The organism is Flavobacterium crocinum, from assembly GCF_003122385.1.
GTDB lineage: Bacteria > Bacteroidota > Bacteroidia > Flavobacteriales > Flavobacteriaceae > Flavobacterium > Flavobacterium crocinum.
Map to the genome: position 1 here is coordinate 3,121,693 of NZ_CP029255.1, position 12,589 is coordinate 3,134,281.

General features: G+C 33.7%; 13 protein-coding genes. 5 read left to right on the forward strand and 8 right to left on the reverse strand.

What is annotated here, in order from left to right; all coding sequences use genetic code 11:
• Positions 1-145: 145 nt before the first annotated feature.
• Together HYN56_RS14035 and HYN56_RS14040 are read left to right on the forward strand one after the other, a co-directional pair.
• Complete coding sequence (locus HYN56_RS14035) at positions 146-928, forward strand: HipA family kinase (protein WP_109192752.1); 783 nt, start codon at positions 146-148, stop codon at positions 926-928.
• The gene (locus HYN56_RS14040; RefSeq protein WP_109192753.1) at positions 918-1,301 is read left to right on the forward strand and encodes a DUF3037 domain-containing protein; all 384 of its coding nucleotides are present in this window, start codon (positions 918-920) and stop codon (positions 1,299-1,301) included. Before HYN56_RS14035 ends, HYN56_RS14040 begins: the two co-directional genes overlap by 11 nt.
• A gap of 206 nt (positions 1,302-1,507) precedes the next feature.
• On the opposite strand, the gene HYN56_RS14045 is transcribed toward HYN56_RS14040, so the two are convergent.
• The gene (locus HYN56_RS14045) at positions 1,508-2,626 is read right to left on the reverse strand and encodes a pectate lyase family protein (protein ID WP_109192754.1); all 1,119 of its coding nucleotides are present in this window, start codon (positions 2,624-2,626) and stop codon (positions 1,508-1,510) included.
• Positions 2,627-2,863: 237 nt separating this feature from the next.
• Here HYN56_RS14045 and HYN56_RS14050 point away from each other — a divergent pair, with 237 nt between their 5' ends.
• Entirely contained in the window at positions 2,864-3,436 is a 573-nt protein-coding gene (locus HYN56_RS14050) for a Crp/Fnr family transcriptional regulator (RefSeq protein ID WP_109192755.1), read from the forward strand.
• 445 nt (positions 3,437-3,881) lie between these two features.
• Here the strand turns inward: HYN56_RS14050 and HYN56_RS14055 are convergent, their stop codons facing one another.
• Complete coding sequence (locus HYN56_RS14055) at positions 3,882-4,388, reverse strand: GNAT family N-acetyltransferase (protein WP_109192756.1); 507 nt, start codon at positions 4,386-4,388, stop codon at positions 3,882-3,884.
• Between the two features lie 515 nt (positions 4,389-4,903).
• Between HYN56_RS14055 and HYN56_RS14060 the strand changes: the two genes are divergently transcribed.
• Positions 4,904-5,674 carry a hypothetical protein gene (locus HYN56_RS14060; RefSeq protein WP_109192757.1) on the forward strand — a complete coding sequence of 257 codons (771 nt, stop codon included), beginning with the start codon at positions 4,904-4,906 and terminating at the stop codon, positions 5,672-5,674.
• A 49-nt stretch (positions 5,675-5,723) separates the two neighbouring features.
• Here HYN56_RS14060 and HYN56_RS14065 read toward each other — a convergent pair whose 3' ends face one another.
• Both HYN56_RS14065 and HYN56_RS14070 read right to left on the reverse strand, forming a co-directional pair.
• On the reverse strand, positions 5,724-6,251 hold the full coding sequence (locus HYN56_RS14065) for a hypothetical protein (protein WP_109192758.1): 528 nt from the start codon (positions 6,249-6,251) through the stop codon (positions 5,724-5,726).
• Positions 6,252-6,271: 20 nt separating this feature from the next.
• The gene (locus HYN56_RS14070) at positions 6,272-6,751 is read right to left on the reverse strand and encodes a hypothetical protein (protein WP_109192759.1); all 480 of its coding nucleotides are present in this window, start codon (positions 6,749-6,751) and stop codon (positions 6,272-6,274) included.
• 425 nt (positions 6,752-7,176) lie between these two features.
• Between HYN56_RS14070 and HYN56_RS14075 the strand changes: the two genes are divergently transcribed.
• Positions 7,177-7,581 (forward strand): helix-turn-helix domain-containing protein, encoded by a 405-nt coding sequence (locus tag HYN56_RS14075; protein ID WP_109192760.1) that lies wholly within the window; start codon positions 7,177-7,179, stop codon positions 7,579-7,581.
• 157 nt (positions 7,582-7,738) lie between these two features.
• Here HYN56_RS14075 and HYN56_RS14080 read toward each other — a convergent pair whose 3' ends face one another.
• The 4 genes from HYN56_RS14080 to HYN56_RS14095 form a co-directional block, all read right to left on the reverse strand.
• On the reverse strand, positions 7,739-8,629 hold the full coding sequence (locus tag HYN56_RS14080) for a coiled-coil domain-containing protein (protein WP_109192761.1): 891 nt from the start codon (positions 8,627-8,629) through the stop codon (positions 7,739-7,741).
• Between the two features lie 433 nt (positions 8,630-9,062).
• Positions 9,063-9,845, reverse strand: coding sequence for an abortive infection family protein (locus HYN56_RS14085; RefSeq protein WP_109192762.1), 783 nt, complete (start codon positions 9,843-9,845; stop codon positions 9,063-9,065).
• A gap of 173 nt (positions 9,846-10,018) precedes the next feature.
• Positions 10,019-11,308: a threonine synthase gene (gene thrC / locus HYN56_RS14090; RefSeq protein WP_109192763.1), complete on the reverse strand. Its 1,290-nt coding sequence runs from the start codon at positions 11,306-11,308 to the stop codon at positions 10,019-10,021.
• Positions 11,309-11,654: 346 nt separating this feature from the next.
• On the reverse strand, positions 11,655-12,578 hold the full coding sequence (locus HYN56_RS14095; RefSeq protein WP_109194806.1) for a homoserine kinase: 924 nt from the start codon (positions 12,576-12,578) through the stop codon (positions 11,655-11,657).
• Positions 12,579-12,589 lie beyond the last annotated feature (11 nt).

The following is a 12,589-nucleotide window of genomic DNA, read 5'->3' on the forward strand; positions in this document are numbered from 1 at the left end:
GACTCTGCGACTTTGCGAGATTAAAAAACTCTGCGAACCTTGCGTAAACCTTTGCGTGCTTTGCGGTTAAAATCATTAAGTTTGTAACATCAAAGATTAGAAACTTAGCAACTCAGTTTCTTAGCATCTTAGAATCTTTAAAAAAATGAAAAACAACTTCGATCTTAGAACAGTAAATGTCATGCGTTACATAACGCCACTGCGTGAAGGTGGATCTTTACCCGCTTTGGCAGAAGCTGATGACGACTTTAAATACGTATTAAAATTCAGGGGAGCCGGACACGGCGTAAAAGCCCTTATAGCCGAATTAGTTGGCGGACAAATTGCAAAAGCCTTAAAATTACAATTGCCGGAATTGGTTTTCGCCAATCTCGATGAAGCTTTCGGAAGAACAGAAGCCGACGAGGAAATTCAGGATTTATTACAAGGAAGCCAGGGATTAAATCTGGCGCTTCATTTTTTATCAGGCGCTATTACTTTTGATCCTGCGGTAACCACTGTAGATGCTAAACTGGCTTCTCAGATTGTTTGGCTGGACGCTTATATTACCAATGTTGACCGAACTTTCAAAAATACCAATATGCTGATCTGGCATAAAGAATTATGGCTGATTGATCACGGAGCTTGTTTGTATTTTCATCATTCCTGGAACAACTGGGAACAGCATGCCAAAAGTCCGTTTGCGTTGATAAAAGATCACGTTTTACTGCCTCAGGCTTCACTTTTAAAAGAAGTCGATGCTGAGTTTAAAGCCATTTTAACGCCAGAAATTTTAGAAGAAATTGTAAATACAATTCCAGTTGATTGGCTTGAATGGGAAGACGCAGACGAAACTCCTGAAGCATTGCGAAATGTGTACCTGCAGTTTTTAAAAACAAGATTAGAGAATTCAGAAATATTTGTAAATCAGGCTCAAAATGCAAGATAACCACTTATACGAATATGCTGTGATTCGTGTTGTGCCAAGGGTAGAACGCGAAGAATTCCTGAATATCGGAATCATTTTGTTTTGCAAAAAAGCCAAATTTATAAAAGTACTTTTTCATCTCAATAAAGAAAAAATCCAAGCCCTTTCTACCGATTTTGATATCGAACAATTAGAATGCAACCTTACGTCATTAGTTAAAATAGCAAATGGAGCCAAAGACGGCGGTCCAATTGCGGAGTTTGAGATTCCAGAACGTTTTCGCTGGTTAACCGCAATTAGAAGTTCTGCGATCCAAACCTCAAGACCTCATCCAGGCTTGAGTCAGGACTTGGAGAAAACCATTCAGCGTTTGTTTGAGGAATTGGTACTTTAAGAAAGGTTCAGTGTTTTTTAACCGCAAAGTTCGCTAAGAATTACGCTAAGGTTCGCAAAGATGTTATGCTATGCTTTGCGAACTTTTGCGTTTTATTAAAATTAAAATCATTGCGTTCTTTGCGGTTAAATAAAAACCACGAACTACATCGAAATGCAATCCGTGGTTCTAACTAAAAACTAACTTACTTTTTATTCTAATTCAATTTAAAAAGAGCCACAAACATTCCCACCTAAAGTAGGTCCTGCATTTGCAGAAATATCAGCTTTAACAGCAGTTTTGTTCAATTTTATAATAGAATAAGGCGGCGTAAAAGCAGTACCGCTTCCGGCCTGAGTTCCTGTTACACTTGTAAATACATTATCAGTGGATGTAACGGCTGTAAAACCTGTCATTAAATCAATTGGATTTTTTACCCCTTCAAAAACGTTGCTTTCTACACGGATGTCGGCTTCAAAACCTGCCGCAATACATTTATTGCTTACGGTGCTGTTAAAGAAACTGTTTACAATGTGTACTTTTCCAAAACGCACTCTAGGCATTCTTTCTTTACAACCCGGAGCCCACCAGCATCTTGCAAAAGTGATTCTTAATTTTCCGCGGTCAGCAGTTGCACCGTCACTTGAACCAATCAAGTTAGAAAACCTATGATCGTCCGTTCCGCCGGAACCTCCTGCTTTTGGTGGTTTTAGATAATGAAACTTAGAATAGGTAACTGAAATATAATCTGATTTGTTTTTGATGTCAAAGTTCCCGTCAACACCATCTCTGAATTCGCAGTGATCCACCCAAACATTGGTACATTCGTCCAAAATAGCATTGTCCCAACCATCAGTGTCATAAGCGCCCGGACCTTCAAAAATCAAATTTCGGATAATGATGTTTTTACATCTTTTGATATTGATGATTCCCGAAGCATCTTTCGTCTGATTTGTTGAAACCAATTTGGCTCCGTTTGCACCGTAAATGGTTTTACCAGTCTGATCCTGAAAAGATAATCTTGTAGTAACAGTAATCGTTCCGGAAACTTTGATGACTTTTACAGCAGTGTTCTCAATAGCCGATTTCAATTGCGCATAAGTCGTAACAGTAGTTTCGGCTGAAGAACCTCCTCCGGTTGTTCCCCCGTTTTGCGAAGCCCAGCCTGGAACCTCTGCGCAGTTTCCAATTTTAGCAGTTGAATTGGTTGAAGCAGTTTCGGCAATGACTTCATTTGTGGTTTCGATTTTAGCTTCTGTCTTGGAAGCAATTTCTTCAGAGTTACATGCCGTAAATCCGAAAGCCAATGTTAGTATTAACATTGAAAGTTTTGATTTTAAGTTCATAATTAAAGTTTGGTTATTTAAAAAGTTAACAACGCAAAACTCAGAATTATCTGTAGGAAAAAAATTGAACAAGTTCAAACTTTTGTAAAAAAATCTATTAAATGTATTTTTTTAACAGTTGTAAATTTACAAAAATGCATAAATAGTGTATTTTTACGTAATCGATTACATTATTTAAGCCCTTAATTAATAATGGATTGAGTAACCACTTTTATTCCTTAAACAAAAAACCACAAAATGTACGACCTACTACGAAAAAACATTGAAAGGAAAGTTCCGCTCACCGATGAAGAGTGGAACATCATTGCTTCTAAAGCAGAACTTGTAAAACTAAAGAAAAATCAGTTTCTGCAGATCCAGGATTCACATAACAGTTATGAGGGATTTATTTTGAAAGGATCATTTAAGACCTACATCGTAAACGAAAACGGAACAGAAACCGTAATTTTCTTTTCGTTTGAAGACGAATGGATGTGTGACCTGGAAAGTTTTTATCATCAAAAACCAACGACTTACAACATCAAAGCCATTGAAGACAGCGAAATTTTGGTTATCAGTAAAATGAGAAAAGCGCAATTGTTTGCAGAAATCCCAAAGATTATGCAGTTTCATGTGCTCATGATTGAACGCGCAAATGTCGCCATTCAGCAAAGACTTTTAGACGTTTTAAACAAAACCTCAAAACAGCGTTATCTGGATTTTATAGAACGATATCCTCAAAAAGTAAGTTCGATAAATAACAAGAATCTGTCATCATATTTGGGCGTTTCTCATGAGTTTTTATCGAAAATTAAAAGAGCGGTTTCTTGATTATTTAGAGGTTCAAAGGTTCAGAGAGACAAAGAGACAAAGGTTTTTTCACGCAGATTTTTCATAAATCTGCTTAGATCTGCAAAATCTGCGTGAAACAAAATATCTTAACACATTAATGGCAAAAAAAAGTTTACATTCTTTTTAGATAAAGTTCCATCTAATATGTCATTTCGAGGAACGAGAAATCTCCGTAAGTAACTCCGCAAAGTATATCGCCAATCTTTGTCGAGCTTCTCGCGGAGATTTGCTTCACCTGTTCGCTATCGCTCGGGTCTCCTTCGTCGAAATGACATACTGTGTGGTTACTTCGTTAAAAAACTTTGAGACTTTGCCGAGATTAAAAAAACTTAGTGTCTTAGCGTCTTCGTGGCAAAATAACTTTAAGACTTTGCGAGATTAAAAAAAACTTAGTGCCTTAGCGTCTTCGTGGCAAAACGAAACCTTAGAGCCTTTTTTCTAAATAGATAAACTCCAAAGGCTCTTCAGAAACCGTAATATGAATACCGCTTTCAGGAAAAGCTTCTCTTTTGCCTGTATCCACATAACCATGGCGTTTGTACCAGGCAATAAGTTCTTCCCGAACCGAAATAACGGTCATAATAATACTCGATAACCCTAAAGATTTCGCATGATTTTCGGCTTCAGCCAAAAGTTTTTTTCCGATTCCGCTGTTTTGAAGTTCCGGTGAAACCGTCAGCATTCCTAAATACAATCGGTTTTCTTTTTCAACCAATAAAACCGAACCAATTATGGTATTGTTTTCGGTAAATTTCAAAATGGTATTTTTCGGATCCAGAAAAATTTGGGTCATTTCCTGTTCGTCAGTTCTTTTTCCTTCCAGTAAATGAGCTTCAGTTGTCCAGCCTTTTTTAGAAGATTCTCCTCTGTAGGCTGAGTTGATTAAGATTGTTAATGCCGGAATGTCTTCAAGTGATGCTTTTGTAATCATGGTAAGCGTTCTGTGAATATAAGATGTGTTTTAACCTAATTATTTCCAGTTTTAATTGGAGAAACAAAATTACATTAGAAAAATGGCTTTCAGCAGAATTATCGTTTAATATTCTTTGGTTTTCGATTTAGCAAATAACAGTAGGTAAGATGAGAGGATAAAACTAATGCCAAGCCAATGTTCCAATAAATCTCAAAGTAGGCAAAAGCATTATACAAACAAAAAATAGAATTTTTGACTTCATCTACAATTTGAAAATGCAGAGGAAAAACAAATAAAAAAAGCATTAGAAAAATAGATAGAACAGTAAGTCGCCCATATTTTATTTTATAAAAGTCAACTACTGCATAAGATAGTATTTGCATGACTAATATAATTAGAAAAAATCCTTCCATGATTCTCTTTTAGTTTTAAGGTACGATTAGATTTTTTGTACATTCAAAAATTTATTAAATGTAAGGAAATATTTAAATGAAAAATATTGAAATTTGTATAGAACACAAAATCAATAAAGTATGAGCAGAATACACTTATTTGAATTTGAAGATCAACAATGGCTTCCAGAGTTTATTAGAAATTATATGACCGATTTTCTACAGTTTCTTTCGAATAAAACTGCCATGTATAAAGGCATTGTTCCGATAATTGAAAAAGGATTAAAAGAAAGCCGGACGAATCTAATTGTAGATTTAGCTTCAGGTGGAGGAGGCGGATTGATTTGGCTCAATAACGAATTACGAAAAAACAAGCCCGATTTAAAAATCCTGCTGACAGATTATTTTCCCAATATTCCTGCATTCGAACACACTCAAAAACAAGCCGATAATTTCGAATTTATCAAAACGCCTGTCGATGCCAGAAATGTTCCCGAAAACCTAAAAGGATTACGAACACAATTTTTATCTTTTCACCATTTTAAACCGAAAGATGCACAGCAGATTTTGCAAAATGCAATCGATACAAATAGTTCAATAGCGATTTTTGAAGGGCAGGAGAGAAGTGTTCCGAGTATCGTTGCTATGATCCTTTCGCCATTTAGTGTTTTGCTGACAACGCCTTTTATTCGTCCGTTTAAAATGGGTAGAATTATTTTTACGTATCTAATTCCAATTGTGCCGATTTTGGTTTTTTGGGATGGTGTGGTTTCTTCATTAAGAACCTATTCTGTGGAAGAAATGAACGAATTGATTTCTAAATTAGAAAACAAAGAAAGTTTTAATTGGGAAGTTGGGAAAGTAAAGTCCGGGCCTGCAAAGATTTTGTATTTGTTGGGGACTAAAAAATGAATTGCCTCCAGCTTTAGCTGGGGGAACAAAATTATGTTAGAAAATGGCTTTAACCTAATCTAGTTTCATTAGAATTATTTTTACTTAAGTCTTCGAAAAATTGTATAGGATCATTTAAAAATCTTGTAGCATTTGAGGCTTTAATACTTTTGAAAATATCCTCTAAATTTGGTTGAAAAATTTCTCCTTTTAAGTCAATTAAAATGAAATGATTTTTTTTACAAAGACTTAAAATAGATTGCAAAACGTCAGTAATGTTGGAAGCTTTTCTAAGATCAATTCGAAATTGAAAACTTTCAATTTTCGATTTATCATCACTTAAACAAATACAGGCGTCATTATCTTCATCATTATTTCCATTTCCTTTCCAGTTTAAACAAGTTTCATTACCCCAATTTGCTTTAGGAATAATTTGATCAAATTCAGAAATTATAGAAGGAATGTTGCCATTAAAATTGTTCCAAAAAGAATCAGTCTCTGGCAAATATTCTGTTTTGTTATTTTTAAAAATACATTCGTAATTACTATCAATTGAATCTTCTGGAACTACGAGTAAAAGATATTGCCAAATTGCCATTTTTGTTTTGAGATTAATTATTATTCAAATATTCCCCAAATACGTTTGTCGTCAACAATCGCATTTGGATTCTCTTTTATTCTTTCTGAAAAAAGATCAAAGCTTCCATAATTGCTTCTCATTTTATAAACAATTAATTTGCCGGCATCATTTATAATTATTTTCCAAACTCTTCTTTCGTTTATTTTAACAGCTGTTCTTCTGACTTCAGTAATCTTAGACAACGAATGTTTTACTACAGGATCTTTTCTCGTTATTTTATACAAATAGTTTTCGTCAAAATAAAAAACAGAACGGTTTAGGAAAAAATATTCTAAACCATATAAAATCATAACTGGACGAGCCGATATTCTTGTTAATGTACTAAGATCCAGATTTGTTCTTTTCTTAAATTCATTTGCTCTTTTTTCTTGGATGTAATCTTTAAAAGACAGGATTCTTTTATAATTTAAAATTGCCAAAACAAGCAGAGCTAAAACAACAATAATTTTAATGTTCATGTAAACGGTAAATTGAAGATTGAAATATTCGAATCAAACATAATGAAACTATTTAGTTTTATAAAGGCAAAACACAAATTCCGACTAAAAAATTGAAACACAGTTTTGTAAAGATGTTGTATTTGTTGGGAACTAAAAAATGAATTGCCTACGGCTTTAGCTGTAGGAGTAAAGTTGTATTAGAAAATGGCTTTAGCCAAAACTATTGCGGTCTTTGGCTAAAGCCTAATTTAGCATGAGAATAACAAAACTCCAGCTAAAGCTGGAGGCAACTTATTTTAATATTGTAAATAAATATTGGTTTGTTTAATTGTAAGTTTGACAAACAATAGTTTATAAAGATTATGAAAAGCGTATCTTACAAAAACAGTTCTGTTTTTTACAGAAATTAATTTTCGTTTAAGAATTTTAAATATCTTTGAATTATGAGTACAGCAATAAAACCAAAACATATCGGCAGAAATATAAGCCGTATCAGAGAGCTTAAAGATATGAAACAAGAAGCACTCGCACAGGCCATAGGAACAAATCAGCAGGCAATTTCGGCTATTGAAAACAGCGAAACGGTTGACGAACAAAAACTAATTGAGATAGCAAAAGCTCTTGGGGTTTCTGTAGAAGCAATTAAAAACTTTTCGGAAGAAGCGGTTTTTAATTATTTTAATACTTTTAATGATACTGTTTCAAATAGTAGTTTTGGACAAGCAGCAAATAATAATTATGAATGTACTTTTAATCCTTTAGATAAAGTTGTTGAACTTTACGAACGTTTAGTGCAAGCTGAAAAAGATAAAGTAGAGTATTTGGAGAAGTTGTTGAATGGGAAATAATCGTTTTTTGAAGATATATTAAATTGAAAAGAGACCTTTGATGAGGTCTCTTTTTTTTGTTCTATTGCTAGCGCGAGCGTCTCGCTCGTGCCCGTTTCAATTGGGTTTTTAAATTTCTTTGTGTTCATGAGCGAGACGCTCGCGCTAGCGGGGGAATCTAATCTGTTTTTAAAATATTGTAAATAATATATCCGTTATCTGTAAGAGTAACCCTGAAACTGTTTTCAGTTTTTTCTCTATTTATAAGCTTTTTTGATACTAAAGAACTTAATGTCTTGGTGGGTAGATTTGTATATCTAATAACCTGCCCCGATTCGCTGATAGTTAGGCCTTCTAAAGAACTTATTTCATCTCTAGTCAAATTTTCTACAATATTTAAAATCTCCTTACGACTTTTGGTTGACAAATTCTTTATTCTATTATTGAACTTATTCATTAGTTCCTGTTTTTCTAAAAACTTGGAGTACTCTATTAGATTCAGTTGATCTGTATCGCTTTCGCTTAGATCTATCTTTACATTTGAATTTGCAAGTTTAAGCGAATTATTAAGTTCATCAATAGTCCTTTTGTTCGAATCATTTATTTGTTTAATACTTTCCTGAAGGCTTTCATTTTGTTGTTTTAACGACTCGATCTGGTTCAGTAATTCTTGAATTTCCTTATTTCCTGATTCTGCATTTTTTAATAAAAACTCTTCCCTGGCAACATTAGTTTTTTGTTTCACTAGATGTTTTTCTGATTCGTAACGTTTTGTTACTCTTTTATCTTGTGTTGGTGCTAGATCATTTTCAATTTGCAACATTATTTTAGGAATTAACACGGTATAAAATGTTGCTAATACTAAAGGCCAAAATATAGCCCAAAAGTTACAGTACTCATGGTTAATTACTATTATTTTATTTTCAATAGACGCATTAGAAAAAACTAATAGTAAAATAGGGCGCCAGTTATAAATTATAAACGACCATAAAAATGCTCCTGATATTGGTGTTTTTAATCTTTCTTTAGCGGTGTCTATTAAATCCTTTATTAGGTCTGTTAATGCCATTGGTTTGTTTTAGTTAAAACAAACATACTAAAAATAAGGAATTATTCATACAACTGTAATGTCAATTATAATCCTAAAACTTCTTAGTGAATAGATATTGAATAAATCAATATAATTATAAAAGGAATTGAAATTGTATGTAAAAACTATAAAAATTATATATTATAGTTTAATAGGATTTTTTGAACTGAAAAAAAGTGCGATGGGATTCCTTTTGATGTGAATCGAAGCTTTGTTTCAGTGCTCTTATTTTTCAAATATAGGTTTTTTAAATTATATTTATAAACTTATTATAACGAGTTTTTTTATTTTGATGAAGAAATCAATCTAGAGATTTTTGAATGACTTTGTCAAAAAAAAAGACCTTAAATTAATTTCCTCCGTTAGCAATAGCGAAGTAGAACTTGAGCTATTATCGGAGAAGTATTAGATATTAAAACGGTAAGTCATCATCTTCATTTTCTAAATTTTCTATTTTCTTTTTAGCAAATTTTTTCTCATGATATGAATTTAGAAAAAGTCCGATTGTAGAAAAAGAATTGATAATTAAATAAACATAAATAGAATCTTCTATTAATAAATCATCTTTTGTTTTTCCATGAAAAATAGTTTTTTCACTCCTTAATTTTTCTATTGATTGGCTTATGGAAAGTAGTGAAGTGCAAATTGTTTTTGCTTCAACAGGAAAATTATCGTCATTAAGTCTAAACTCTTTTATTATTATTTGTACAAGTTTATAAAGAGTTTCTGAACCCGTAGTTTTTGTGCTTAATCTTTCATCCTTTAGTATTTCTTTTATTAAACTTTCAAAAGCTGAATTAATTAATCCAATTGCTAAACCAGGATCTGATTCTGTATTTTTTATTGCCTTTAAAAATGTCTCGTAAACATTTTCATATTTCTCTTTTATTTCATTTTTAAAAGTTGGAATAATAGGAATAAAGTCAGGTGTGTCGACTCCCAAATCAATTGCAATTTTTAATAAATCACTGCCATTCATTGAATGTAAAGTTGATAGTAAATCGATATTGCCGTTTACTTCAGTATTAATAGTGAAATTTTCCCACCTATCGTTAAAATTATATCCTTCGGAACTTTGATGCCATTTTTTTATATAAAATAAAACATTTTTGTAGCTCTTAAATTCTTCCCATATCTTTTCTTGAACTGAATTTATCAGTTTCATTTGATATTTTGGAGATATTAATTCGTTCATTTAATTTCAGTTTCTTATTCTCAAATATATGTATTTTTTCTTGCCAATTTTTAAAATTTCTGTCGAGTAATAAAAATGATATTATTCTTTAAAATGATTAAGAATATAAATATTCATAAAAAAAACGACTGAAATAAATCTCAGTCGTTTTGTAATATGATAATAATAGATGGTTATCCCAAAAAAGCCTTTAACTCCTCATAACTCCCAATCTTTACACTCACTTTCTCCTCATTAATTACACTCTCAATTTGAGCAGGAATAGGAAGTGTAATTCCTAATGCAGGCTCCACAACATCTAAAAATTTAATAGGATGCGCTGTTTCTAAGAAAATACCAATGGCATTTGGGTGTTTTTCTAGTTCTTTTTTCAAACCTAAATAACCAACAGCACCGTGTGGTTCTGCGATATAACCATCTGTGTTGTAGATTTTCTTTAGCGCTTCAAGAGTTTCTTCATCCGTATAACTATAAGAAGAAAAGTCTTTTTCGAAAGCTTTTAAATCGTTGTTGTACAATTCCTGAATCCTGATAAAGTTGCTTGGGTTTCCAACGTCCATGGCGTTAGAAATTGTTGCTTTAGAAGGTTTCGGGTCGTATTTTCCGTTTTCTAAGAATCTTGGCACGGTGTCGTTTACGTTTGTAGACGCTACAAAATGCTCAATTGGCAAACCTAATTTCTTAGCCATAATTCCGGCGCAGATATTACCGAAGTTTCCGCTTGGGCAAGAGAAAACTAAAGGTTTGTTTTGGCTTTTCAACGCTTTGTAAGCAAAGAAGAAATAAAACATTTGCGGTAACCAGCGCGCAATATTAATAGAGTTTGCCGAAGTCAGGTTTTTATGCGCTAAAGTTTCATCTAAAAATGCTTTTTTCACCATATCCTGACAATCGTCAAAAACACCGTCAACTTCCAATGCTTTAATGTTTTGCCCTAAAGTAGTCAATTGTTTTTCCTGAATATCGCTCACTTTTCCTGAAGGATATAAAATCACAACATCAACACCGTCAACGCCTAAAAATCCGCTGGCAACGGCTCCGCCTGTATCTCCGGAAGTCGCTACTAAAACCGTGTTTTTAGCGTCTTTTTTATCTTTATTAAAATAACCCAAACAACGCGACATAAAACGCGCTCCAACGTCTTTAAATGCCATTGTTGGTCCGTGGAATAATTCTAACGAATAGATTCCGTTTTCGACTTTCACAACCGGAAAATCAAAAACTAAAGTTTCGGCAATGATTTCTTTTAATTTATCTGCAGGTATTTCATCGCCAACGAATTGTTTGATCGCTTCAAAAGCGATTTCTTCGTGGCTTAAACTTTCGATTTTATCAAAAAAAGAAGGATCAAGCGGTGTAATACTTTCCGGGAAATATAATCCTTTGTCAGTGGCTAATCCTTGTATAACAGCTTCCTGAAAAGAAACTTTTGGGGCATTATGGTTTAAACTGTAGTATTTCATTTCTAAATTTTAGATTTTAGATTTTAGATTTTAGATTTTTTGGAGGGTAGATTCCAAATGCTAAAATTCCAAATTCCAATGGTTTGTGTTTATTTAACCGCAAAGAGCGCAAGGAATTGGTTTCTTTTGAAAACGCAGAGTTCGCAAAGCTTTGTGGTTATTTAAATATTGTTTTTTATTCTAATAGTTAATTAAGCGTATTTTTTGTCATTTCGAGGAACGAGAAATCGCACTCGGAAATCCGCATAGAAATTCGCCAATCTTAGTCGACAAACTAGTGTGATTCCTCGTTCCTCGGAATGACAAACTTTATCTGATATTCTTTTTACTTAATACATTTCACATTTTACAAAATGCGAACACCATCTGGATTAATTTTCGAGACGTGAATTTCATACGGTAAATTCATTTTTTCGTAAACGTCGCTCATGGCTTTTGCAATTTTTTCGGCGGTTTCTTTTCCTTTACTTAAAGCGAAAATCGACGGGCCGGAACCTGAAATTCCGGAACCTAAAGCACCGTTTTCATAAGCCGTTTGTTTGATTTGATCGAATCCTGGAATTAAAACGCTTCTTACCGGTTCAACGATTTCGTCGTGAAGCGATCTTCCAATTAAATCATAATCTTTGGTATAAAGACCTGCAACCAATCCGCCTACATTTCCCCATTGCATGATGGCGCTTTTTAGGGAAACGTTTTGTTTTAAAACCGAACGGGCATCAGATGTTTTTAACTCAATTTGAGGATGAACAACCGTTGCGTATAATTCCTCCGGACTGTCAATTCTGATAATATCCAAAGGCGAATAACTTCTAACCAACGTAAAAGCACCTAAAAGGGCAGGAGCAACGTTGTCGGCATGCGCGTTTCCGCTGGCTAATTTTTCGCCCTGCATCGCAAACTGAACCAAATCTTTACGGGAATATGGTCTTCCCAATAATTCATTAATTCCGAAAACCGCTCCGGCAGAACTTGCTGCACTGCTTCCGATTCCGCTTCCGGCTTTGATATGTTTATAAATTTCGATTTCGAATCCGAAGTCCAGTTCATCTAAGGTTTCCAGCATCGCCAAAGCCGCAACTCCGGAAACGTTTTTTTCGGTTTCCAAAGGCAAATCAGCACCGACAATTTTAGTGATTCGAACTCCTTTTTGATCGACTTTTCGAACAATCATTTCATCGCCCGCATTGTCTAAGCAAAGTCCGAGTACGTCAAATCCGCAGGAGAGATTGGCAATTGTAGCGGGACAGAATAATTTTATTTCTTTCATTTTTTTGGTTT